22 protein-coding genes are annotated in these 25,551 nt (G+C 42.1%); 10 read left to right on the forward strand and 12 right to left on the reverse strand.

Annotated elements, in window-relative coordinates:
• The first annotated feature begins 56 nt into the window (after positions 1–56).
• Together BN35_RS01710 and BN35_RS01715 are read left to right on the forward strand one after the other, a co-directional pair.
• Positions 57–677: a tetratricopeptide repeat protein gene (locus BN35_RS01710; protein ID WP_102937998.1), complete on the forward strand. Its 621-nt coding sequence runs from the start codon at positions 57–59 to the stop codon at positions 675–677.
• An 883-nt stretch (positions 678–1,560) separates the two neighbouring features.
• On the forward strand, positions 1,561–2,265 hold the full coding sequence (locus BN35_RS01715) for an SIMPL domain-containing protein (RefSeq protein ID WP_025071735.1): 705 nt from the start codon (positions 1,561–1,563) through the stop codon (positions 2,263–2,265).
• Between the two features lie 171 nt (positions 2,266–2,436).
• Here BN35_RS01715 and BN35_RS01720 read toward each other — a convergent pair whose 3' ends face one another.
• Positions 2,437–2,811 (reverse strand): YccF domain-containing protein, encoded by a 375-nt coding sequence (locus tag BN35_RS01720; protein ID WP_025071734.1) that lies wholly within the window; start codon positions 2,809–2,811, stop codon positions 2,437–2,439.
• Positions 2,812–2,820: 9 nt separating this feature from the next.
• Complete coding sequence (gene mscL / locus BN35_RS01725; protein WP_025071733.1) at positions 2,821–3,243, reverse strand: large-conductance mechanosensitive channel protein MscL; 423 nt, start codon at positions 3,241–3,243, stop codon at positions 2,821–2,823.
• 298 nt (positions 3,244–3,541) lie between these two features.
• On the opposite strand from mscL, the gene gap reads away from it, so the two are divergent.
• The 6 genes from gap (at position 3,542) to BN35_RS01755 (ending at position 11,319) form a co-directional block, all read left to right on the forward strand.
• Entirely contained in the window at positions 3,542–4,561 is a 1,020-nt protein-coding gene (gene gap, locus BN35_RS01730) for a type I glyceraldehyde-3-phosphate dehydrogenase (RefSeq protein WP_025071732.1), read from the forward strand.
• A gap of 26 nt (positions 4,562–4,587) precedes the next feature.
• Positions 4,588–5,559 carry a tRNA (adenosine(37)-N6)-dimethylallyltransferase MiaA gene (gene miaA, locus BN35_RS01735; RefSeq protein ID WP_025071731.1) on the forward strand — a complete coding sequence of 324 codons (972 nt, stop codon included), beginning with the start codon at positions 4,588–4,590 and terminating at the stop codon, positions 5,557–5,559.
• Positions 5,549–6,484, forward strand: coding sequence for a diacylglycerol/lipid kinase family protein (locus tag BN35_RS01740; RefSeq protein WP_025071730.1), 936 nt, complete (start codon positions 5,549–5,551; stop codon positions 6,482–6,484). The genes miaA and BN35_RS01740 overlap by 11 nt, the downstream gene beginning before the upstream one ends.
• Positions 6,485–6,649: 165 nt before the next feature.
• The gene (locus tag BN35_RS01745; RefSeq protein WP_025071729.1) at positions 6,650–8,593 is read left to right on the forward strand and encodes a glycogen debranching enzyme N-terminal domain-containing protein; all 1,944 of its coding nucleotides are present in this window, start codon (positions 6,650–6,652) and stop codon (positions 8,591–8,593) included.
• Positions 8,594–8,610: 17 nt separating this feature from the next.
• A complete protein-coding gene (locus BN35_RS01750; RefSeq protein WP_025071728.1) occupies positions 8,611–9,879 on the forward strand; it encodes a glycosyltransferase family 4 protein in 1,269 nt (422 codons plus the stop codon).
• A gap of 54 nt (positions 9,880–9,933) precedes the next feature.
• On the forward strand, positions 9,934–11,319 hold the full coding sequence (locus tag BN35_RS01755; protein WP_025071727.1) for a glycoside hydrolase family 57 protein: 1,386 nt from the start codon (positions 9,934–9,936) through the stop codon (positions 11,317–11,319).
• A 118-nt stretch (positions 11,320–11,437) separates the two neighbouring features.
• On the opposite strand, the gene BN35_RS01760 is transcribed toward BN35_RS01755, so the two are convergent.
• The 3 genes from BN35_RS01760 to BN35_RS01770 all read right to left on the reverse strand — a co-directional run bounded on the left by BN35_RS01760 (position 11,438) and on the right by BN35_RS01770 (position 14,554).
• Positions 11,438–12,196: an outer membrane beta-barrel protein gene (locus BN35_RS01760; RefSeq protein ID WP_025071726.1), complete on the reverse strand. Its 759-nt coding sequence runs from the start codon at positions 12,194–12,196 to the stop codon at positions 11,438–11,440.
• Positions 12,197–12,202: 6 nt separating this feature from the next.
• On the reverse strand, positions 12,203–13,372 hold the full coding sequence (locus BN35_RS01765) for a PCMD domain-containing protein (RefSeq protein WP_025071725.1): 1,170 nt from the start codon (positions 13,370–13,372) through the stop codon (positions 12,203–12,205).
• A 717-nt stretch (positions 13,373–14,089) separates the two neighbouring features.
• The gene (locus tag BN35_RS01770) at positions 14,090–14,554 is read right to left on the reverse strand and encodes a hypothetical protein (RefSeq protein ID WP_025071724.1); all 465 of its coding nucleotides are present in this window, start codon (positions 14,552–14,554) and stop codon (positions 14,090–14,092) included.
• A gap of 91 nt (positions 14,555–14,645) precedes the next feature.
• Here BN35_RS01770 and BN35_RS01775 point away from each other — a divergent pair, with 91 nt between their 5' ends.
• Positions 14,646–15,446 (forward strand): MBL fold metallo-hydrolase, encoded by an 801-nt coding sequence (locus BN35_RS01775; protein ID WP_025071723.1) that lies wholly within the window; start codon positions 14,646–14,648, stop codon positions 15,444–15,446.
• Positions 15,447–15,648: 202 nt separating this feature from the next.
• Here BN35_RS01775 and thiL read toward each other — a convergent pair whose 3' ends face one another.
• The 4 genes from thiL to sppA form a co-directional block, all read right to left on the reverse strand.
• A complete protein-coding gene (gene thiL / locus BN35_RS01780; RefSeq protein WP_025071722.1) occupies positions 15,649–16,776 on the reverse strand; it encodes a thiamine-phosphate kinase in 1,128 nt (375 codons plus the stop codon).
• Positions 16,777–16,955: 179 nt separating this feature from the next.
• Positions 16,956–17,765 (reverse strand): purine-nucleoside phosphorylase, encoded by an 810-nt coding sequence (locus tag BN35_RS01785; protein WP_081411419.1) that lies wholly within the window; start codon positions 17,763–17,765, stop codon positions 16,956–16,958.
• Positions 17,647–18,825, reverse strand: coding sequence for a tetraacyldisaccharide 4'-kinase (gene lpxK, locus BN35_RS01790; RefSeq protein WP_025071720.1), 1,179 nt, complete (start codon positions 18,823–18,825; stop codon positions 17,647–17,649). The genes BN35_RS01785 and lpxK overlap by 119 nt, the downstream gene beginning before the upstream one ends.
• 92 nt (positions 18,826–18,917) lie before the next feature.
• Positions 18,918–20,687 (reverse strand): signal peptide peptidase SppA, encoded by a 1,770-nt coding sequence (sppA, locus tag BN35_RS01795; protein WP_025071719.1) that lies wholly within the window; start codon positions 20,685–20,687, stop codon positions 18,918–18,920.
• Positions 20,688–20,844: 157 nt separating this feature from the next.
• Here sppA and BN35_RS01800 point away from each other — a divergent pair, with 157 nt between their 5' ends.
• Entirely contained in the window at positions 20,845–21,555 is a 711-nt protein-coding gene (locus BN35_RS01800; RefSeq protein ID WP_248616652.1) for an SDR family NAD(P)-dependent oxidoreductase, read from the forward strand.
• 126 nt (positions 21,556–21,681) lie between these two features.
• Here BN35_RS01800 and BN35_RS01805 read toward each other — a convergent pair whose 3' ends face one another.
• Genes BN35_RS01805 through rpiB form a run of 3 tightly spaced genes read right to left on the reverse strand, consistent with a single transcriptional unit; the run spans position 21,682 to position 25,549 of the window.
• Positions 21,682–24,276, reverse strand: coding sequence for a transglutaminase-like domain-containing protein (locus BN35_RS01805; RefSeq protein WP_025071718.1), 2,595 nt, complete (start codon positions 24,274–24,276; stop codon positions 21,682–21,684).
• A 12-nt stretch (positions 24,277–24,288) separates the two neighbouring features.
• On the reverse strand, positions 24,289–25,050 hold the full coding sequence (locus BN35_RS01810; RefSeq protein ID WP_025071717.1) for a copper homeostasis protein CutC: 762 nt from the start codon (positions 25,048–25,050) through the stop codon (positions 24,289–24,291).
• Between the two features lie 58 nt (positions 25,051–25,108).
• On the reverse strand, positions 25,109–25,549 hold the full coding sequence (gene rpiB, locus BN35_RS01815) for a ribose 5-phosphate isomerase B (RefSeq protein ID WP_025071716.1): 441 nt from the start codon (positions 25,547–25,549) through the stop codon (positions 25,109–25,111).
• Between the last annotated feature and the right edge of the window lie 2 nt (positions 25,550–25,551).

Raw genomic sequence — 25,551 nt, forward strand, 5'->3', positions numbered from 1 at the left:
ATAATTTATTGATAATAACATGCTTGTGCGTGTGTGTTCATCTTTATTCTTTATCTATGTACGCACAAGACCATCAAACGCTCCGCAGTCAGCTCAAGGAGGCGACAGAAAGGTTGGCTTGCTATCCTGACAGTGTCGATTTGCGGTTGAAAAAGGCAGCTCTCAACCTTCAGTTGGAGCAATGGCAATATGCCAAAGATGAGTACGACCAAGTGTTGCGAAGTCATCCTGATAACATCGCAGGGCTGTATTATCGTGCTTATGCCAACCAACAGTTGGGAAGATATAATTTTGCACGGTTAGATTATGAAAATCTTTTGAAAGTGGTACCCGGACATTTTTCGGCACAATTGGGCTTGGCGCTGCTCAATCAAAAAGATAAACATCATACCGAGGCGATGAATCAAATCAACCGTTTGGTGAATCAGTTCCCCGATAGTGCCGTCGCTTATGCCGCACGAGCTGGCATGGAGCAGGAGCAAGGCATGATAGAATTGGCGGTATATGACTATACCGAAGCCTTGAAACGTGATGCGGACAACTCAGATTACTTGCTCAATAGGGTAGAGCTGTGGCTAAAATTGGGCAGAAAGCAACGGGCAAAAGCTGATTTGGACAGGCTGGTAGAATTAGGTGTGCCACGCCCCGCATTGAAAAAGTGGTACAAACAACTGTAACAGCGAAGTGTGCTGATCACTAAACTGCGGTTCATAATGCCGACTTGTTGTGAAATACAGCCTTTTCTTTTGTCCTATTATTTTACCAAAAATCAACCATCTAAAATCTTCAAAATAGAAAAAATCAATAGGCAAATGATCAACAAAATTGCCCTGATTTTACCAAAATAGATGTCTTTTCAAGTTAGAATATTACTCTAACGCTCTTGGAAACACTCTTTAAGGGTGTTATTCACATGCTTCAGCAGCCTTAAAGCATGCAAATTGTGAGCTTATCTCAATGCTTTAGTCGCCCAAAAACGGTAAAAATAGGATTGAAAAGAGGAGCTGCAAGCATAACATCCTTAACATCAAAGAATTATGAACCTCGCTCATTTTTCGCGTATTTGTGACCAACTTTGATGTTGGTTGTTTTTACGCGAGTTATGAGAGGCACTTTGTAAAGAAAATTCAGAATTTATTATTCATTTATGAAGTGTATCACCAATTCTGCAAATGAGGTTTTGTGGGCATTTTTGTTGGTGATTTTGGTCGTACCAATATCATCCAACAAACAAAGAACTGTGGTTGCTCCTTTTCGTAATCAACGTTGTGATTATCTGTATTTTACAGAAGATGAGTAAATCAGGCGGTGAAAACAGGAACTATCATGATAGACGATGTAGCTGTTGTAGAACCAAATCGCTGTTGCCGAATTTTAAGATGAGATGATACAGAAGGTTGAAAACGATAAAGGTTGTCAGCTCTTAGTTCCTACTTTATGACAGTTTTATCTCCAAAATTTTATCACTTAAAACTCGCAGTTCTTATCCTTTTTTGTTATATTTGCATCAACACACTGAGAGAACAGTGGGGAAGTGAAACTTATAAAACGATACAAATTATGCAAAAAGAACGAATTATTTCGGCAACCATATTGGCTGTCAGCATTGTAATATTGGGTTTTGCACTCAAAGGTGGTATCGATAACTTTGTGAATAAAGACCACAAAGTGACGGTGAAAGGACTTTCCGAGCGTGAAGTAGAGGCGGACAAAGTGACCTGGCCTATCCTGTCGAAGGAGTTGGGCAACGACTTACCAGAACTCTATGAGAAGATTGGACACACGCAAGCCATTATTAAGAAATTCTTGTTGGACAATGGAATCAGCGAAAGTGAAATTAGTGTCAATGCGCCATCGGTCATTGATATGAATGCCAATCAGTATTCAAACAATGAGTCACGTTATCGCTATAACATCACCTCATCAATCACGGTGACCTCGAAAAAGGTGAAGTTGGTGAGACAGATTATTGCTAAGCAAGGCAATTTGTTGAAATTGGGTGTTGCCATTGTTGAAGGAGGATATGAAAATCCTGTGAAGTACGAATACGTTGCTTTCAGTTCGATGAAACCTAAGATGATGCAAGAAGCCATTGAGAATGCGGAGAAGACCGCACAACAGTTTGCGGAGAACAGTCATAGCAAGTTGAGCAAGATTGTAAGTGCCGACCAAGGACAGTTCTCTATTGAAGACCGCGATTCCAATACACCTTATATTAAGAAGGTTAGGGTGGTGACCACTATCACTTATTCGCTGAAAGATTAAGCATCGTGTTTGCATGCAATGCGCTGTGGGGCGCAGGTATGCGTGTTTAGCAGTACTAAATAAAAGAAAAAGGTGCAGAAAGTGTGATTGCTTTCTGCACCTCTTTTTCATTTGTCAGCTTCATGAATCGTTACACGACGATGACTTTATCGGTATGGTGTCGACCAGCGTTTACTGTACCTGAACGTCTTTGCCAAACGGATTGAGAGCCAGTCTTGCCATTTTGAAATGCTGATTGCCAAAGGGGATGCCGATAATGGTGAGGTATAGACAGACGCCAAAAAAGACATGTGTTATACTAATCCAAATTCCAGCAAACACAATCCATATCAAATTCATGGCTGCGTTGAGACAACCGTTGCCTTCCGATGTGCTTACCACCTTAGAGCCAAAGGGCCAAAGGATGAAAAAGCCAATTTTCCAAGCCTGTCTTCCAAAGGGAATACCGACAATGGTCAGCATGAGAAGGCATCCTCCAAGGAAATATTGAAGGGCAGCTTCTACACCTCCAAAGACAAGCCAAAGGACGTTTCCAATCGTTTTCATACGTACAGATTATTTGTTTTTTAGCAAATCGCGAATCTCTTCGAGCAACGTCTCCTCTTTGGTTGGTGCTGGAGCAGCAGGCTCTTCTTTCACTTCCTCTTTTTTCTTAGAGAGCGAATTGATGCCCTTGATAGCCAAGAAGATACAGAAAGCAATAATCAGGAAGTTGACAACCTCTTGAATAAAATTACCATAGTTCAGCGTAACCGCTTCCATGGTTTTTCCATCCTCAGCTAATTTCTCACCCAATTTAATGCTTAAATCGGTGAAATCAACCCGTCCCAAGGCAAAACCTAAGGGGGGCATGATGATGTCATTCACCAATGAGGTGACGATTTTACCGAAGGCACCGCCAACGATAACACCGACTGCCATGTCCATCACATTGCCACGCATGGCAAATTCCTTGAATTCATTTAAAAATTTACTCATAGTCAATTATATTTTGAATCATATCACATTAAAAAATCTCATTCTTCTGCATTAAGTAGTCATTATGCCATGTACATGTGACAGAATGACTTGTAAACCTTTCTTTTTTAAGAAATTTAAGACTAATAGCCACTGCAAATATAGAAAAAAAATGTAACTTTGCAGTTGAAAAGAAGAAAATGTTTCAGGAACGACGTCTTTTTCGATCTATATAATATAAGTAGTGAGGTAAAATAAGATTTTGTTCGATAACAATTAAAATATTTATTTTTTAACCCTTTAATAAAAAGAAAGTAAAATGATTAAGATTGGTATTAACGGATTTGGCCGTATTGGTCGTTTCGTATTCCGCGCTTCTTTGGAAGAAGCAAATGCTAAAGACGTAGTAGTAGTAGGTATTAACGACCTTTGCCCAGTAGATTACTTGGCTTATATGCTGAAATATGACACCATGCACGGTCAATTCGATGGCACTATCGAAGCTGACGTAGAAAAATCTCAATTGATAGTAAACGGAAATGTTATCCGTGTAACAGCAGAACGTAACCCAGCTGACTTGAAATGGAACGAGATTGGTGCTGAATACGTAGTTGAGTCTACTGGTTTGTTCTTGACCAAAGAGAAATCACAGGCACACATCGACGCAGGTGCAAAATATGTAGTAATGTCTGCTCCTTCTAAGGACGACACTCCTATGTTTGTTTGCGGTGTTAACCACGATAAATACGTAAAGGGTACACAGTTTGTATCTAACGCATCTTGCACCACCAATTGCTTGGCTCCTATCGCAAAGGTATTGAACGACAAGTTTGGTATCACCGACGGTTTGATGACTACTGTACACTCTACAACAGCTACACAAAAGACTGTTGACGGTCCTTCAATGAAAGATTGGCGTGGTGGTCGTGCTGCTTCTGGCAACATCATTCCTTCTTCAACAGGTGCTGCAAAGGCTGTAGGTAAGGTTATTCCTGAGTTGAACGGTAAGTTGACTGGTATGTCAATGCGTGTTCCTACTTTGGATGTTTCTGTAGTAGACTTGACTGTGAACTTGGCTAAGCCAGCGAAGTATGAAGAAATCTGCAAGGCAATGAAGGACGCTTCTGAAGGCGAGTTGAAGGGTATCCTTGGCTACACCGACGAGGCTGTTGTTTCATCTGACTTCTTGGGCGATGCTCGTACCTCTATCTTCGACGCAAAAGCAGGTATTGCTTTGACCGACACCTTCGTTAAGGTTGTTTCTTGGTATGACAACGAGATTGGTTACTCTCACAAGGTTGTTGAACTAATCAAGCACATGGCTAAGGTGAATGGCTAATTAAAAATAGTCGTTTAACGATAAATATGCCGTTCGATTTCTGTCGAACGGCTTTTTTTTATTATATTTGTAGCGTGAAGTTGTTAACAATCTTAGGTCCTACGGCCAGTGGAAAGACTGCCTTTGCTGCCCAGCTTGCTGTTAAGATGGGAGGCGAAATCATCAGTGCGGACAGTCGGCAAGTGTACCGTGGCATGGATATTGGCACGGGGAAAGACCTGGCAGATTACGAAGTACATGGGTACACCGTTCCTTATCATTTGATAGACATTGTCAATGCTGGCGAAAAATATAACCTCTTTCAATATCAACAGGATTTTCATGCTGCTTATCAGGACATCGTGAACAGAGGACGACAGCCTATCTTGTGTGGAGGAACAGGACTATATATTGAAGCGGTGCTGAAAGGGTATGCACTTTCGCCAGTTCCTCAAAACCCTGAATTGCGTAACAGCTTGGAAGGATGCTCGTTGGAAGAACTCACCGAGCAACTCATTCGGTTGAAAGCGCAGAACAACTCGACGATGCACAACCGTTCAGACGTGGATACAGCACAGCGTGCCATTCGTGCCATTGAGATTGAAACGTACAATAAAGAGCATCCTCTTGAGAATCGAAGCCTTCCTCCTATAGAGACTTGTATCATAGGGTTAGATATTGATCGCGAAAGCAGAAGAGCAAAGATTACCAACCGACTCAAGCAACGGCTCAAAGAAGGAATGGTAGAAGAGATACAAGGATTGTTGGCAAGAGGAATACCTGCTAACGATTTGATATACTATGGGTTGGAATACAAATATGTAACCGAATATATAATAGGTGAGCTGTCATACGATGAGATGTTTCAGCGTCTCGAAATAGCGATACATCAGTTTGCTAAACGGCAGATGACATGGTTTCGAGGCATGGAACGCAGAGGATTCAAGATTCATTGGATAGACGCTTTGTTACCTACTCCAGAGAAAATAAAACAAGTACAACAGATATATGGCAATTGACAACAATCGATGGGGCATCTTATATTGTCCAAAGACAAACGCTTTCAGACCACAAAAACGCTGGGAAAAGATAGAGAAATATCTGAAGGAACAGCAGATGGCTTATGATTATGTGCAAAGCGAAAGTGCAAGTAGTGTGCAGCGACTCATCAAAATGTTCATCAACAGTGGCTACAAAACCATTATTGTGGTGGGGGGAGACTCTGCCTTGAATGATACGGTGAACTGTTTGATGCAGGTAGATGTAGAGACACGCAACCAAATTGTGTTGGGATTGATACCCAATGGACTAATGAACGACTTTGCACACTTTTGGGGAATAGAGGAAGATGATGAAGAAAAGCTTGTTAAAGCGTTCAAACGCCGTAGAGTGAAGAAGATAGACATGGGCTGCATCCGTTACACCAATACGGAGGGAGATGCGTGTCGACGCTATTTCCTGAACTGCATAAACATTGGATATGTGGCTTCTATCATGAATTTGCGGCGAAAAATGAACCATATCTTTGGTTCGCGTGCCTTGTCTTTCTTGTTTTCGTTTGGCTTGTTACTTTTCCAGCGTTTAGATTATAAGATGCACTTAAAAATCAATACCGATGTCATCAAACGCAAAGTGATGACCGTTTGTGTGGGCAATGCTTTGGGGTATGGGCAAACACCTAATGCCGTGCCTTACAATGGACTGTTGGATGTGTCAATTGTCTATCATCCAGAGATGACGCAACTCTTTGAAGGCATTTATCTGTTTTTACGTGGAAAGTTTCTGAATCACCGCAGTGTGCATCCTTATCGCACGAAGAAAGTAGAAGTGTTTGCAGCCAAGCGTGCTATGGTGGGCATTGATGGACGACTCATGAAAACGCCAGTCAATAAGTTTACTATCTCGATTGCCCCAGATGTCATCAACTTCTTGCTGCCTGATTAGAACAAAAAAAGGAAAGAAAAAACAAAAAATATAGGAATTGTTTCATATTTACTAAAAAAATGAGTAACTTTGAAAGCGCATGATAGGAATCTCTAATTAAAAATAAGAGGTGCCGCATGAAACGTTAAATCTATAAAAACATAAATTACACACTAATATAGGCCTATGAGTTACATTAAGTTTGAAAAGGCCCTGATGACGAATTTGGACTATTCGCTCCAAAGAGAAATACTGCGTACCAATCGATCGGGAGCTTATGCGTGTTCAACGATTGTAGATTGTAATACCAGAAAGTATCATGGACTGCTGACCGTTCCAATTCCTGATATCGATGAAGACAACCATGTCTTGTTATCTTCGTTGGATGTAACCGTTATACAGCACGGTGCAGAATTTAATTTAGGTCTTCATAAATATCAGGGAAATCATTTCAGCCCAAAGGGTCACAAATATATTCGACAGTTTAATTGCGATAAAGTTCCTACGACGATATATCGAGTGGGAGGTGTCTTACTGAAAAAAGAGGTGGTGTTTCAGCACTATGAAGATAGGATTCTGATTTGTTACACATTGTTGGATGCACATTCATCAACGACACTCAGGTTCAAACCCTTCTTAGCTTTTCGAAGTGTGCGACAGTTTACACATGAAAATGCAACGGCAAGTCGTGCCTACGATGAAGTACCTAATGGCATAAAAACTTGTATGTATGCAGGTTACCCCGATTTGTACATGCAGTTCTCTAAGAAGAATGAATTTGTATTTCAACCCGATTGGTATCGTGGAGTAGAATATCCTAAAGAACAGGAACGCGGTTATGCGTCGAATGAGGATTTATACGTACCCGGATATTTCGAGATGGGAATTACAAAAGGGGAGAGTGTAGTCTTTGCAGCGTCTACTTCTTCAAGTGACACCACAAAGATGTTATCTGTTTTTACACAAGAAGTAGAATCTCGTAGTCCTCGCAATAACTTCTTTCATTGTTTGGTGAATGCGGCTCATCAGTTTCATATTCGAGCCTCAGAAGATGAACGCTACCTCATTGCTGGCTATCCTTGGTTCAAATGTCGTGCTCGTGACACCTTTATAGCTTTGCCAGGATTGACGCTGTCTATCGAGGAAACCGACTATTTTGAGAAAGTAATGAAGACCGCCCTTCAAGGTTTACAAGAATTTATGCAAGGAGAGCCCCTCTCTGTTAAAATCTATGAGATAGACCAACCCGATGTATTGCTGTGGGCGATATGGGCGATTCAGCAATATGGAAAGTCGGAAGGATTAGAGAAATGCTTATCACTGTATGGAGAGACAGTACATCAAATCATTGAATATATTATCAACGGTCGCCATCCAAATCTCAGTTTGCAATCCAATGGATTGTTGAAAACGAATGGTAAAGATAGACCTGTGACTTGGATGAACTCTACTGTGAATGGACGCCCCGTGATTCCACGGACAGGATATATTGTTGAATTTAATGCTTTGTGGTACAATGCCTTGAAATATGTATCGGCGCTGTGCCTTGCAGCCCATGATCAGGAAGCAGCTAACCACTATGAGTCGATGGCAGAGAAATGTGGAGAAGCATTTGTTCAGACCTTTTATAATGATTGTGGCTATCTCTTCGATTATGTGGATGAAGGCTATCAAGACAAGAGTGTTAGGCCAAATATGGTTTTCGCTGTAGCTTTTGACTATTCACCTTTGACGCAACAACAGAAGAAAAGTGTATTGGATATTTGTACCCGAGAGTTGCTAACGCCGAAGGGACTGCGTTCCCTTTCGCCGAAGAGTGTGGGATATAATCCAATGTATTTCGGTCCACAAACACAACGTGACTATGCCTATCACCAAGGAACAGCGTGGCCATGGTTAGGTGGTTTCTATATGGAAGCAAATTTGAAGCTCTACAAACGAACTCGTTTGAGCTTTATTGAGCGTCAGATGGTAGGATATGAAGATGAAATGATACGCCATTGCTTGGGTACAATCCCAGAGTTGTTTGATGGAAATCCGCCCTTTAGCGGTCGTGGTGCCATCTCGTATGCCATCAATGTGGCTGAGATTCTGCGGACACTTGAGTTATTGGAAAAGTATAAATATTAAAAAAGGAGGACGAACAGATGAAAGTATTAATGTTTGGATGGGAGTATCCTCCTCATATCTTAGGTGGTTTAGGCACAGCAAGCTTTGGTATTACGGAAGGTCTGCATGCACAAGGCGACATGGACATCACCTTCTGCTTACCCAAACCTTGGGGCGATGAAGACCAATCGAATGCCCATATTCTGGCAATGAACAATGTGCCTGTGGTATGGCATGATGTAGATTATGACTACGTCAAAGGAAGAATAGGAGCGATTACCAGTCCCGAGGAGTATTATCAGCTACGTGACCATATCTATGCTGATTTCAGTTACATGCAAGTGAATGATTTGGGATGTATAGAGTTCTCTGGAAGATATCCTGATAATTTGCATGAAGAAATCAATAACTATTCTATTGTGGCAGGTGTGGTGGCACGTTCAAGGGATTTCGATATTATCCACGCACACGATTGGCTTACTTATCCAGCAGGAATCCATGCTAAGCAGGTGAGTGGAAAACCGCTCTGCATCCATGTGCATGCTACAGACTTTGACCGTAGTAGAGGAAAAGTCAATCCCACTGTGTATGGCATTGAGAAAAATGGGATGGACTATGCGGACTGTATTATGTGCGTGAGTGAACTGACTCGACAAACCGTTATTCATCAATATCATCAAGACCCACGCAAATGTTTTACGGTGCACAACGCTGTCTATCCACTTCGACAAGAGTTGGAAGATATTCCACGACCTAATCATGAAGGAAAAGAGAAGGTGGTGACATTCTTAGGACGCTTGACGATGCAGAAAGGTCCCGAGTATTTTGTGGAAGCTGCTAACATGGTGTTGCATCGTACGCATAACATCAGGTTTTGTATGGCTGGGTCGGGCGACATGATGGACCAGATGATTTACTTAGCTGCAAAGCGTGGTATTGCCGACCGTTTTCACTTTCCCGGCTTCATGCGTGGCAAACAAGTTTACGAATGCCTGAAAGCCTCTGATGTATATGTGATGCCATCTGTTAGCGAACCATTTGGTATCTCGCCACTCGAGGCGATGCAATGTGGCACGCCCTCCATCATTTCCAAGCAAAGTGGATGTGCAGAAATATTGCACAATTGTATCAAGGTAGACTACTGGGACATCAATGCTTTGGCAGATGCCATGTATTCTATTTGTCACAATGAAAGCTTGTTCAAATATCTTCAAGAAGAAGGCAAGCGAGAAGTTGACGAGATTACTTGGGAAAAAGTAGGATTGTGGATTCGAGAACTTTACGAACGCACAATGGGATGGCGATAAGTTCTATCCAATAGAAAAGATATTCATCAGTATAAATGAAAAACTCATTAGATCATGAAAACAATTTGTCTTTATTTCGAGATACACCAAAACATACAACTGAAACGTTATCGCTTTTTTGATATTGGTACCGATCATTACTATTATGACGACTACGAGAATGAGCGTATGATGACCGAGATTGCAGAAAAGTCTTATATGCCAGCTTTGAACACCTTGTTAGACATGATTCATTCAAGCGATAAGTACTTCAAGGTAGCATTCTCTGTGTCGGGGGTGGCAATGGAACAAATGGAAATCCACGCCCCACAGGTATTAGAAAAGTTGCAAGAGCTGAATGAAACAGGCTGTGTGGAATTCTTGGCAGAACCCTATTCGCATGGATTGGCATCTTTAGCCAATGAAGAAAGTTTTGCAGAAGAAGTGAAACGGCAATGTCAGAAGATGCACGAATACTTTGGACAATATCCTAAAGTCCTGCGTAACTCATCGCTTATTTATAGTGACGATATTGGATTGCAAGTAGCAAATATGGGCTTTGAGGGCATGCTGACAGAGGGAGCGAAGCACGTATTGGGCTGGAAGTCTCCTCATTACCTTTATCATTGTGCCTTGGCACCCCAACTCAAGTTGCTGTTAAGAGATGTTGGAATGAGTGATGATATTTCGCTACGCTTCAACAACAGAGACTGGCCGGGCTATCCTTTGTTTGCCGATTATTTTATAGATCGCATTGCGGATTTACCTGAACGTGAGCAAGTGGTCAATATCTTTATGAACTTGTCGGCTATTGGAATTGCACAACCTCTGAACTCCAATATCTTAGAGTTCTTCAAAGCGTTGCCAGCCTGCGCCAAGGAAAAGAAAATCACTTTTTCTACACCGAGCGAGATATGCGCTAATATGAATACTGTTGACGCATTAGACGTGCCTGATACGTTGAGTTGGTATGATGAAGAACGTGATGTAAGTACTTGGTTGGGAAATCCCATGCAGCGTGAAGCTTTTAACAAGCTCTATAGTGTTGCCGATAGGGTTCGCATTGCCAACGATCCACGTATTAACCAAGACTGGGATTATCTACAGGCGAGCAACAACTTTAGGTTTATGACCACAAAATCATCTGCTGTAGGTTTCAATCGTGGTATTTATAGCAGTGCTTTTGATGCCTTTACCAATTATATGAATATCTTAGGAGATTTTATCAATCGCGTAAATACTTTATATCCTGAAGATATTGATAATGAAGAGTTGAACTCTCTACTCACTACGATAAAAAATCAAGGCGAGGAGATTGTGATGAAAGAGAAAGAAATATTGCGGTTGCAAAACAAGATAGAGAAGATTGAGAAAGAGAGTGGTAAGTTGCGTGCCAAGTTGGAAGATAAAGAGAAAACAACCAATGACAAGCCAGCCACTACTAAAGTAGAAGAGAAGTAATTCGATTTGCAACCAGGCATCCATAGAATGCCTACTTCAAGAAAATAGCCAGTTGAGAAGAAAATGCTTTTCAACTGGCTATTTTGTTTTTATAGGTGTGAGCAATGCCCCGCTTACTTTATTTTATTTTGTAAGAAAGTCCAATGGTGCCGTACACGGGGTAAAGCGTTTGCTCTATTGTTTTGAATGAACTTTTATGGATGCCAGTCAGACCCCAATTCACATCAGCGTACAGTCCGATGCGGCGGTAGACGTGGAAGTCAACACCCGTCACAATACCGAACTGAAAGTTGCGCATGTCCGAAGAAAAGTCGTAGTCGCCACGCGTTCCCAGATCATTGCCTAATTCTATTTTTGCACCAGTAGGAGAACCAACACGCAAATAACCATTGTAAGCGTTGCCCGTAAACGATTTGGTAAGCAGATACGAGCCATACACTCCAGCACGTAAATTGATACGGGGATGAACGTGATAACTTACTTGCACGGGAAGTGTCACCATCCATTGCCGTACCTCGGTGTGTACATATCCAGTAAACATGCCTTCCATGGCACTTTGACCTTGTACCATTGCCATGTGATAATTTTTAACCCTGGCATCCACCAACATATCCTTGTTTTCAAATCGAAGACCTGAACTCCATGACCAACTTTCGTTGATGGCTTGCGTACCATCTAATTCAAATACCGAGTTGTTGGGCATCTTATAGCCTTCTAATGAACGAATGGAAGCAGGTAGACCAAAGGGTGCAGTACCACCTAAATTATATCCTATTCGTGCGGTTACTTCTAATTGATGCCACCAAGATTCTGCCAAACAGGACAGGGAAGTAAATACACTCAAAACAGTGGCTAAAATAATTTGTTTCTTCTTCATCTTTTATTACTCCTCTGTAGTACAAATGATACGAATATCGTCAATACATAGTTCGCTTCCAATAGCACCTTCAAACATGGCACCATCACGGCTTGATGAGAAAACAATCGCCAAACTATATCCTCTATTCTCTACAATATTCTCATCAATGGATTGATGATATTGGAAAGATATGTCAAAAGGTGTCCATTCAGAGGTCGTTTTTATATTCTCCATTTGGGCAATAGCTACAATGTGTTCACTGGTTAGGATATTGTTACCGTCGAGAAATATTTTTTTAGATTTGCCCTCGCCATCGCCCTCAACTACGGTATTACGATAGAGTACGGCGTATATTGCTGCTTGGTCGGTGCGATCTTTCAAAATCTTTTGTTGCTGATTCTGAAAGTTTTTGCCGGGTTGATATTTGTACCAGCCTGTAAACTTGATAGGCTTTTTGTCGAATGGAATACCAAACTGGGTTGCTTTGTTAGGATCTACCAACGATTGTCCAGCATCGAATTTACCAAAAAACATATTGCCTGCAGCGGTAGGTTTACCAAACATGGCACCCAAAGGTCCTGTACTGCGAGTTGTCAGTCGAACATAAGCGCCGTGGTGTCCACCTTCTGAAACTGGTACACTGGGATATTCATCTGCCGGTTTGTCGCCCGCAGCAATACTGAAGGCAATGTTACCCGTTGCCCAATAATCAGTCTCCTTTCCATTTTCGTCAAAGTCATACCACAAATAGAACTTTTTGTCGGTAGGTTCTATTCTGAAATGTTCAAAATCAAAGTGAATGGTATCCTTCACTGTTTGCGATGTTGGGATAAAACTAACCTTGTATCGTCTGCTCCATTGTTTATCTTCCGAAGTTACTGTATATGTAACGGAGCCTTTGCTAAAGTCGTGTGTGCTTCCGTTTGCAGGCTGTATGGTTGCCCCTTCTGTTATCTTGAATAGGGGAGCAATCGCTTTCAAATCTGCTTTACGTCTTACCTTAAAATTAATGATACTATCTCCTGACAACACATCAATTTGTCGCTCAGTTTCATTAAAAAACATCTCTTGCAATTGATTGTCAGCAACTCTCACTGCTAAAATGTCGCATTCGGCATTCAGAGGTTCTTCTTTGAAGCACGATACCAACAGGCTGCACACTGCAACCAAGCATAAATTGCGATAAAATTTCATTGATATAACACTTTATTATTTCGTTGCAAAGTTAAAGGATAATTTTGGATAGCACAAACGAAATGTTCAAAATATAGCCTTTTTTATTCCAAACGATACGAATTGAAGCAAGATACAAGCACACGGTTCTTTCTTTTGAGGAACGATATTTTTACTACGAACTATACCAACCCAACTGTATTTGCAGCGTTGTTAGTATGCTGTATGGAAGGTGAATAATTGCTGAATTTTCTTTACAAAGTGCCTCTCAAAACTCGCGTAAAATCAACCAACGGCAAAGTTGGTCGCAAATACGCTAAAAATGAGCAACTTTCATAATTCGTTGATATTAAATAAATTACGCTTAAATCTTCTCGTTACTATCCTTTTTTCATCCCTTTTTGTCTGCTAAAGCATTGTTCTAAGCTAACTATTTGCATGCTTTAATGCCGCTGAAGCATGCGAATAACACCTCTAATACATGTTTCCAAGCGCATTAACTCAATGTTCTAACTTTTCGAGTGGGTTATTTTGCTAAAATCAGCACAATTTTGTCGGTCGTTTGCCTATTCTTTTTTTCTATTTTGAAGATTTTTAATGGTCGTTTTTTGGTAAAATAACAGGACAAAGACGCTCCATCATTTTACCAAAATACTGAGTTTTTTTTTATTGAATGAGTGGTGATACAGACTAACATTTGAGTTGTTTCTTAGTATCACTCATCAACATAAGGCCTAATTAAATTTTGCTGTTGCGCATGGGGCTGGGTAGAGACATGAGGAGGACTTTCCATTGCTTATTCCGATAACATAAGTGTATTTGGAAAGAAGCCTTATCCATCATCTTTCCCGATTTCCCAATCGAATCAAGCAACATTACGTTTTTCACTTTTACAACTACTGTGGCTGTCGTGTCTCCCGATTGATAGTTAATATTTTCGAGTTGATGTGAAGCTCCTTCGTCTTGAGCTTTAAGCAAATCAATGTCTTCTTGCGTGATTTGCGAACCTGCATACTCAATCCATTTCTTTGATTCGGGAGTGCAATAGGGCAAAGCCTCGTTCAGTTGCCAATTAAAGAAAGTTGCTGCAAAACCATTGGCAGCCTCTTTGAGTTGGGGTTCATCTTTATGCGATGAACAGGCTGCAATGAGCAAGCCACTGACCCATACGCACATACTGAAAATGATTAACTTTACTTTCATTCCTTTCGCTTTCCTAAATCATGGCAAAGATAGCTAAAAATTTGCGCATATCGTTTGATTTTAATACTTTTGTAACTTCAAATTTATATTCATGTTGCAATTTATATGCATGGGAAGCGGTAGCAGCGGCAACTGTTATTGTTTATTTACAGAGAACGATGGATTGATGATTGATGCTGGCTTAGGCGTCCGAACATTGAAGCGATCGTTTAAGGAAAACGGGCTATCTCTTTCCCATATTCATCATATTATTATCACTCACGATCACGCCGACCATATCAAATCGGTGGGTTCGTTGAGTCGCGAATTTTCGCTGCCCGTCTATGCGACAGCCAAGGTACACGATGGTATTGAGCGAAACTTTTGTGTACGAAACAAGGTAGCCCCCAACTTGAAACGATGTTTCACCAAGCAAGTACCACTTCAGGTGGGCGACTTCATGGTAACACCTTTCCATGTGCCACACGACAGTTGTGACAGTGTGGGCTATCGAATTAGTTGCCAGGGAATTATCTTTGTTCTGATGACCGATGTAGGTCATATTGCTGACGAGATGAAAGAATTCATTGCAGAAGCCAATTACTTAGTCATTGAAGCCAATCACGATGAAGATATGTTGGAACAAGGACCTTATCCTGCACACTTGAAAGCCAGAATAGCCAGTCAAACAGGTCATTTACCAAATAGTGAATGTGGAAGAGCTTTGGCAGAAAACATGACGGAGGAGTTGCGACACGTTTGGCTGTGCCACTTGAGCGAAGAGAATAATCATCCCGAATTGGCTCGTAAAACGGTGGAACAAATTCTGCGCTCGTATGGCATTGTGGCAGGAACGGATGTCCAATTAGACGTCTTGAAGCGAAAATCCCCCAGCTTGTTGTACCAACTTTAATTGTTGTTGCGGCTGTTCGTGAGGATAGTTTCTGTTGATAGCTCTGGATGCGATAAGAAGTTTTGTTCAAAGAAAAACTGCTATGCTATCATTTCTGTTTGTAACATCATGATAGATAGCAGGATATATCTTGACAGACAGGTAAAACAACTACCCCTGTCTGTCTTTCTGTCATCTCTTAGGAGTCATGAACCAATGGAGTTTACTCAGCAGCAGTTGAAGATTTCAACGGATTCCAACCTTGTGCTTTCAAGGCAAATTCTTGATTGTCTCGAGTGACCAGCTGTGCTCCAAGGTTGGCATGGGTAATATGTCCAATGAGTTTGATGCCTTCCAAGGCTTGTATTTTTTCATGGTCACCAATGGGTACGGTAAACAATAACTCGTAATCCTCCCCACCATTGAGAGCGCAGGTTGTGACGTTTAGGTTGAGTTCTTCTGCCATCACCGCTGTTTGGTAGTCAATGGGTAGATTCTTTTCATAGATTCTGCAGCCGCAATTGCTTTCTTTGCAGATGTGCAACAACTCGCTGCTCAAGCCATCAGAGATATCAATCATCGCTGTTGGGTGGATGTGTGCAGCCCTTAAGGTTTCAATAATATCACCTCTGGCTTCGGTTTGTAGTTGGCGTTGCAGCAAATATTCTTTTCCTGCGAAGTCGGGTTGAAAGTTTCCGAGACTGTTCAAATCATGGTTAAGTTTAGTGACAAGAGCTTGATTCTTCTGCTCTTTGGCTTTCATTATTTTGGTACGGATTTCGTCTACCTGTTTGTAGTACACCGACTTTTCACGCTCCAGCAACATCAATCCCATATAGGCAGCCCCTAAATCTCCGCTCACACAAATCAAATCAGTGTCTTTCGCACCATTTCGATAAACAATCTCCTCTGGTTTTGCTTCACCGATACAAGTGATGGAGATGGCTACTCCCGTTCGAGAAGAGGTCGTATCTCCTCCGACAATGTCTACTTTCCACTTGTTGCAAGCCATGCGCAAACCATTATAAAAGGCTTCGATATCTTCTACACTGAACCGCTTGTCAATGGCTAAGCTAACCAACATTTGCCTTGGTGTGCCATTCATGGCAAATACATCACTGATATTTACCATTGCTGCTTTGTACCCCAGATGTTGTAAGTCAATGTAAGTGAGGTCGAAATGCACTCCTTCCATTAGCATATCTGTGGTGGTAAGCACTTCACTGTGGGGATAGTGCATGACAGCACAATCGTCACCCACACCTGTCAGGGTTGAACTGTTTTGTAGTTGAATGTCTTTTGTGAGTTGTTCTATAAGTCCAAATTCGCCTAATTTAGAAATTGCAGTCATGTAAGAATGATTTGTGTGTAAATAAGTGGTTGTTCTGAATGAACAAAATTATCTATTGGTGATATGAAATATAAAAAGGAGATGCGCTAAAACATCGAGAAACGTGGCGTATGATAGTCTTCATTTTTAACAGATGGCGTGCCTTCGTTCCCCGATAGTTTCAACTGTGGCGGCAGTGCTTAGCTGCGCTTGATAATTTCTCTCATGATTTCGGTCATCAGCGGTTGTGCCTTGTTTGCAGCCTCTTGCACCTCTTCGTGAGACACTTCTACAGGCTTTCCCTCAATGCCCAAGTCAGTGATGATGCTCATACCGAAGACCTTGATGCCGCAATGGCGTGCTACAATCACTTCGGGTACGGTACTCATCCCAACAGCATCGCCGCCCAAGCGGTGGTACATAGCATATTCGGCAGGGGTTTCAAACGTAGGTCCTTGTACACCCACATAGACGCCATGAACTACACGAATGTTCTTTTCTTTTGCGATGTCGTCAGCTAATTGGCGTAGACTTTTATCGTAAGCCTCGTGCATGTCGGGGAAACGTGGACCTGTGGGGAAGTTCTTTCCATGCAAAGGATGTTCAGGGAAGAAGTTGATATGGTCGTTAATAATCATCAAGTCGCCAATTTTGAACGAAGGATTCATGCCTCCTGCCGCATTAGAAACAAATAATGTTTCAATGCCCAATTCGTACATTACTCGTTCGGGGAAGGTTACTTCTTTCATGTCATATCCTTCGTAGTAATGAAATCTTCCTTGCATCGCCATGATATCCTTGCCACCTAATTTACCAAAAATCAATTTACCCGAATGACCTTCAACGGTTGATACGGGGAAATTAGGGATATCTTGATAAGGAAATTCGTAACTATCTGTTATCTCGGAAGCTAATTGTCCCAGGCCTGTTCCCAGAATGATTGCTGTCTTTGGACTTGTCGTCATCCTTTCTTTTAACCAGGATGCTGTTTCTTGATTTTTTTTGTACATAGCTAATAATTTTATGGTTGAATGCTTCCTCACTGTCCAAGAGGAATCTAATCTGAATCGGTAGGATGTGTAAGGCTGCCTTTACCTCATCCGTCATACCTTCGATGCCTGTCAAACGACTGGCATCTTTTTCTGTGGTAATGATGATTTTGGGTGCCTCCATTTGTGCAAATGTGTCATTCAAGTGCATGATGTCGTTGGAGGTGAAGCGGTGATGGTCGGCAAAAGCCATTGGCTGAATGTGCTTACAGTACTTTTTGAGGTCTTCCTTCATGTGCTGTGGAGAAGCGATACCAGTGAGCAACAGTACATTTTGTTGTTTGAGCGACCGTAAGGAACATTCTTTTTCCGTGTCAAAAGATTTTAACTTTCCGTATTCTAAGGCAGTAAAAAACAACGATTGGAAAGGGTAGAGGTTAAGATTCTTTGTGAGAACCCTAAACTCCATAGGTTTCAAATCTTTTGGACACTTGGTAACAATGACAACATCGGCACGGTCTTTGGCAGATAGTGGCTCACGAAGTCTGCCCGCCGGTAAGAGTTCATCATTCATAATGAAACGATGATAGTCTACCAACAGGATATTGATACCAGGCTTAACATATCGGTGCTGATAAGCATCGTCCAGCAAAATCACATCAACATCTCGTGTTTCTTCATCTGTTGTTAGGTGTGCTATCCCATGTCTTCTGTTCTTATCAACAGCAATATAGATATGTGGGAACTTACGTTTCATTTGAAACGGCTCGTCACCAATTTCCTGCATGGGAGTATCTTCATGGGCAAGCACATAGCCCTTGCTTTGACGTTTGTATCCACGAGACAGCACAGCAACTTTCACCAAGTCGCCCAAGAGGCGCACTAAATATTCCACATGAGGCGTCTTGCCCGTTCCACCAACAGTGATATTGCCCACGGAGATGATAGGAATATCGTATGCCTGCTGTTTGAGAATGCCCATTTCAAACATTTGATTACGCACTCTTACCCCTAAACCATAGAGCCAGCTTAGCGGATAGAGCCATTCGTTAATCTTTATGTAATCTCCTTCGGTTCTCATTCAAAATTGATTAGGATGCTTTCTTGTAAAATTGTCTATGACAGTTGTCTGCCTCACAAGCGGTATCAATGTGAATACCCTGACGAATTACTTTATCTGATGTTTAGATAAAAAGGAATTCTGGCTTGCACCATGCTTTGCTGGTTCATGGTTTTCAGTAGTGCAAACGGTTCGTAATAGTCGCCCAATGCAGTGCGCATTTGTTCGTCCAAGTAGTTTCCACCGCCAGTCATCTTAAACAATTGTTCCATCCAATCGTCCCCTTCAGGATAATTGGATGTATGATATTTGTCTATCTTCGCCAGCTTGGCAGCCTTAACGATAGCCTTATCAAGTCCTCCCAACTCGTCTACGAGTTTAATTTTCAACGCATCTTGTCCTAAAAATACGTGTCCTTGTGCAATCTCTTCAACTTGATGAATGCTCATCTTTCTACCATCTGCCACTCTTTTACGAAACAAATTGTATCCCCTGTCAATGTAACGTGTCAAGTATCCAATTTCTTCTTCGTTCATGGGGCGTGCATTTGAACCCATCAAAGCGTTGCGGTTGGTCTTTACCTCATCAAACTTAATGCCTAATTTTTGCGTCAACAGTTGACTTCTGTCGGGTATCATGCCAAAGATGCCTATACTGCCAGTCAGCGTAGTGGGTTGTGCTACAATCCAGTTGGCGTTGCAACTCATGTAATAACCACCCGAGGCAGCCATTCCACCCATGGACACTACGACTGGTTTCTTCTTTTTCAGTTCCGCAATTTGATGCCACATCTGTTCTGATGCGTACGCACTTCCACCGCCCGAATTGATTCTCAGTACCACTGCCTTGACGTCATCATCGTCTGCAAGTGCTTCCAAGTCTTTGCAAACAGCAGGTCCCACAATGGCGTGCTGACCACCAAAGATGCCACCAGTAATAGGGTTATCAACGATGTTACCATACGCATAGTAGACAGCTATCTCATCGCCATCGCTCTTTTCCTTGACATTTTTCATCTCGGCAATACTCACTTGGTTAATAGGGTCGTCCATATCCAAATCAAAAGTCTTCTTCACTTCCTTCTTTACTTCATCGGTATAGAGAAGACCGTCCACCAGTTTTGCAGAAACATAATCCTTAGGATTGTTAAAAGTGATGAGACTATCGGCGTATTCATTTAGTTTGTCGACACTAATCTTGCGGCTCTGGCTCACCGCTTGACATACGTTTGCCCACAGACCGTTGATATATGCTTGTGTTTGTTCGCGGTTAGGCTCGCTCATCTTGTCTGCCGTGACGCTTTCAGTAGCGCTCTTGTATTTGCCCACTTTGATAACTTGAAAACGGATGCCAAACTTAGCGAGCAAGTCCTTTATGAACATTGGCTCTGCTCCGATGCCATGCCAGTCTATCATACCTTGCGGATTAAGAAAGATTTTGTCTGCAACCGAGGCAATGTAATAGTTGCCTTGTGAGTAACTGTCTGCATAGGCAACAATCTTCTTTCCGCTCTTCTTGAAATCGAGTAGGGCGTTCCGAATCTCCTGCCTACTGGCATAATCAGCAACGAACATACCAGATTCGATATAAATTCCTTTGATTTTGTCCGTTTCCTTGGCTTTCTTGATAGCGGAGAGTATCTCGTCTAAGCCTAAACTTCCGAAAGAATCTTGTGCAAAAAGCCCAAATACATTGTCGTCACTTTGCTCTTGCAGGGAGCCTGAAAGGTTGAGAACCAAAACACTGTTCTTACTAACATTTTGTGTGGCCTGTGTGGATGTTATCATTCCGATAATGCTCATCACACCTAAAATGGCGAGGATAAGACCAACTGCAAATATTCCCACAATAGTGGCTCCTACATACTTGAAAAATTCTTTCATAAGTTGAAAATTATAGTTACTGATGCAAATATAGTTAATTTTATTCAGTATGTCATGTAAAACTACTTTTTTTTGCGCAATCTATCGTACATTTGTGGTGATGAAAAAGGTTATTGTCATGGGTGCCTCGTCAGGTATGGGGTAAGCGTTAGCCACCTTGTTGTACAAAGATGGTTGGATAGTGGGCATTGCAGCACGCCGTATCGAAGAAATGGAGCAATGGAAGTTGGAACAACAACAGTTAAATCCATCAACTACTGCCATGGATGGACAGGATAATGAAAGAATCTTCACTGCCCAAATTGATGTTTGTGCGCCAGAAGCTCCGCAAACATTGCTCGATTTGATACATCGTATGGGTGGAATTGATCTTTATATTCATGCTTCAGGGATAGGTAGACAAAATCCTGAATTGCAAGAAGATATAGAACTAAACACTGTAGAAACCAATGGTGTAGGATTCACTCGGATGATTGGTACTATCTATCGGTACATGGCAGTCAATGGAGGAGGACAAATAGCTGTCATTTCTTCTATTGCTGGTGTGAAGGGTTTGGGTGCTGCTCCAGCGTATAGTGCAACCAAAGCCTTACAAAATACTTATGTTCAGGCTTTGGAACAACTGGCAAATAATAAAAGTCTAAGGATACATTTTACCGATCTTCGTCCGGGATTTGTGGACACCGCATTGCTAAAAGGTGGTGACTATCCTATGATGATGAACCCACAATTGGTGGCTCGCCACATGTTGAAGGCTATCTATCGCAAACGGCATGTTTGCATCATCGATTGGAAATGGCGCATTTTGGTAAGTCTATGGCGTTGCCTGCCACGTTGTATTTGGCGACACTTCAGACTGGTGAAGTAGCTCACAATTATGACTATGAGGAATAAACGTCTTGAAAGCTCTTCCTTACTCCCTCGCTTATTTAGAAACACCACATCACTTATAATTATAAATGATGTGGTGTTTTGCAAATAAGTGTATGACGACTTACAGATGATGAATCGTGTATTGCAGTTGATCTCCTAAGCCAATGGTGTATCCTTGCGAAGTAAACACCACGCGGTTAAACGTGTCAGCAATCAAAAAGATTGGGAGTTGACGTGCATCTTTCAGTTTCATTTGGTTGATAATTTGCTTCTTGATACTGCCAGAAGCGTCAATTCCGAAGATAGTTCTCTTGGGTAATTGTCCAAATTCGTTAGCCTTAAACTTCTTGGCATCTTCTTCCGACTCAAAAAGAAGCACGAAAGGACGATTCCAACGATCAAATTCTGCCTTTAATTTAGCAATATCTCTTAGGGCATGATTAGTAGGTTCTTGTCCTACGCCAATGATACCAAGTACATAATATCCTCTCCCTGTCTGTGAAAGGAGGCTCACTTCCTCATGGTTGAGTGTGAATTTTGATTCGCTGTCAAAGTTCCCTATCACATTGATTTCAGTGGTTGAGGTGCGCAAATGCAAATCAAGCGTAGTCGTTTGGTTCTTTTTAATATTAAAAATCTGATAAGTGGCTTTTACATTTCCGCTTGCCATACGGGTGCCACTCACAAGGATATAAGTTCCTTCATCTAACTTCGCACCGTTTTCAAAGGTGCTTTTCCAAGTGGTTCCACCTCCCATATCAACCTGTCCTTCCTCAAAATTGAGCAGCGTTGGAACGCCATTCTCTATTTTACTAATGGTGAAATGCGTGTAATATTTAGGATTTTCCAAATATGTGGAAGGCTGATAATTGAGTTTTAGTACCCCCTGCGGAGCAGTAACCTGTTGTTTCGCTTCAAAATCAACATCTACCCAAGCCTCATGGGTGCGATATTGAACCTTGGAAGTAACCACATCTTTGCGAGCTTGAATATTGAGACTGCGTGCCAAGTCGACAAAAAAGATGTCGCGTGAGCGGGTGTCAGTCAATCTCGATTGCCATACACCCATAGGCGTTTGTGCAATGCGCAGAGCCGTTTTGTCGGAATTGATGCGGATATTCTTCTGCACCCATTCTACCAGCAATGCGGGATTTTGTTGAAATCTTTCGATGGTAGCGGCATCGAAGGCTTGTTGCAGTTGCTGTTTGAAAGGTCGTATTATCATTTCATTCTCCACTCTTGGACAGAGTTGGTCGCTCTTTGCGTTGAAATGGTCTTCGAGTATCTCCATAGGCATGTCGCGCAAATCCTTGTCACTCAATGTGCGAAGCAATGCCAATGCCCTCTCTTTTTGTAGAATATGTTTTTTGTAAAACGCCTCAATTGTTTTCCAATTGCCACGAGCTGTTACCAAGAATTTAGAAATCTCATCATCATTGGTCGATTGATAGAATGTTGCTTCGTACGACTTCCGTATACTATCTTCTGTTGCAAGCCGCTTTTTGTTATGAGCAATCATCTCTTCTGTGAGGGTAGGCAGCACGGCTTGTTCTATTGGAGGTACGATATCGAGCGAGTCGAGTGCGAAAGTCATTTGTTGACCATCGGTTGAAGCATGGCGTTTCAGTACTATCGTGACATGTCTGTCTTTGCCAAACGAAGCCTTGGCGAAACCATAATGTCCGTTTTTGGATGCCCATATCAATAAGTCTCCTTTGCCTGCGGTAAGAAAAGTTTGCCCTTTTTCATCCGAATATTTGGTGACTGCGGTATAAAATTCGGCATAATTGTAAATTTTGAACTCCACTTTGGCATGATTTACAGGGCGTTGTTGCTCATCGACAATGGTAAAATCGACACGTGCTGTCTTTGCATAATTGTCGATAAGGTTGATTTCTGTGAAGTTTGAGGTACGCAACACCACCTCTTCAGGACCGTGATAATCGCCAAAAACTCGGGTGTGCATCAGCATTGCCCGCGATGCAGGAGCGTTGAACCAACCAAGGTTGAGGACGGGTTCTGGTTCGCATGCACCCAAAAAGTACCATTTTCCGTCTGCCCAAGCTTCTACCCAAGCATGGTTATCATCTGTGTGCGCCCAGCGTGGGGTGTACACCTGACGGGCAGGAATACCTACGGCACGCAAGGCAGCAACGGTAAACGTACTCTCTTCTCCACAGCGTCCTTGCGCATTTTTCATGCAAGCGAGTGGCGAAAGAGTGCGCCCATCAGATGGCGTATAGGTTACATGTTCATGGCACCAGTGGTTCACTTCGAGTATAGCCTCTTGCATGCTCATCCCTTTTATTCTGTCTTTCAAGGCTTGATAGAATATTTTTCTCGAATTGTCCAAATTCTCATTGTTCACTCTCAGCGGCAATACAAAGTGACGAAACAATAAGTCGGGAACAGTAGCTCCCCATGGCATCTCTTTTTTTATCTGAAAAGTGGTTCGGATATTGTCCAAATAAAAGGCTGTCGGGTAATCGGTGACGTCTGCCACAGGCATGTAAGCGTATAAAAACTGGAGTGCTTGTAGCTCTGTGTCATTCACATTCAGTCCTTTAATATCAAAGAATTGGTTTCCGATGATTTGCATTCTGTCTTTGAAAACCAATGTTGTCTGGTTTTGTGCCTGATTGTTTTCTTGCTGCAAAGTGGCATTCGCAAATTGACAGCAAAGGACTGTCAGTACGACAAGTAGGTATTTTTTCATGTCAAAAAAGATTTAGGTGGTGGGTTCCAAGAGTGCGAGTATCGTATTTCTTACTCGGTCTTCAGAAGTAATTTCGATATAACTATCATCGTTGTTGGTGCTTCCCATGTGGAGATTTGGGTTGGTAAAGGTCATCAAGCTATTGACTCTCTTGCGAGCAGAAAAATGAAATTCTTTGATATTTGTTTCGTTTGCTATCTGGTAAATATTCTCTTCGTTCACTCCGCTACCTGCCATCAGTCGGATTCTTCCCTGTGCCTTGAGCTGGAGTTTGCGCAACAATTCCATTCCCTCTTCCGCAGTAGGCTGCAAACCCGAAGTGAGTATGCGTTCAAAACCTAAGTTGATGATTTGTTCCAAAGCTTGAAAAGGGTCCTTACAGCGATCAAAGGCTCGATGAAACGTTGTAGACATCCCCTTGCAATGCGTAAGGAGTTTGCGACACAATGCCTCGTCAACCAATCCTTCTTCGGTGAGACAACCAAATACAACACCGTCAACGCCTAACTCCTTACAAATATGTAGGTCTTCTATCATGCGTTCAACCTCGATGGGCGAATAGAGGAAATCACCCCCACGAGGGCGGATAATCACATGAAGACGGGTTGACTTCAGAATTTTTCGAGCCACCTTTATCTCTCCATAAGATGGGGTAGTGCCACCTTCAGGAATGCTTGCGCAGAGTTCTACACGATGTGCTCCGCCTTGCTGTGCTGCCAAACAACTGTCAACACCATTGGCACAAACTTCAAATTGATAATCTTGCTGGTTCATATACGATAAAAAAAGAAACATCTACAAACTCACATACGGAATTTGTAGATGTCGTTGGTTATTCAACAGGTATCTTCTCAATGCGACGAACATGGCGCCCACCTTCAAATTCTGTGTTGAAAAATTCATCTAAGACTTGCCATGCCGTTTCTTTGTCCATGTACCGACCCGGCAACACCAATACATTGGCGTCGTTGTGCATTCTGGTCATGTGGGCAATCTCGGGTTGCCATACCAATGCAGCACGTATTCCCTGATGTTTGTTGAGGGTCATGCTCATGCCTTCACCCGATCCACAAACGCCTATCCCTGGGTAGACATCGCCTTTCTCTACCGCTAACGCCAACGCATGAGCGTATTCGGGGTAGTCGCAAGAAGCTTCAGAATGGGTGCCGAAGTCTTGGTAGGCAATGCCTTTCTCATCAAGGTATTCTTTAATGACCTCCTTTAATCCGAAGCCCGCATGGTCACTGGCGAGTCCAACTTTCTTAATATTCATGA

Origin of the sequence: Hoylesella timonensis 4401737 = DSM 22865 = JCM 15640, assembly GCF_000455445.1 — a bacterium.
In the GTDB taxonomy this organism is placed as follows: domain Bacteria; phylum Bacteroidota; class Bacteroidia; order Bacteroidales; family Bacteroidaceae; genus Prevotella; species Prevotella timonensis.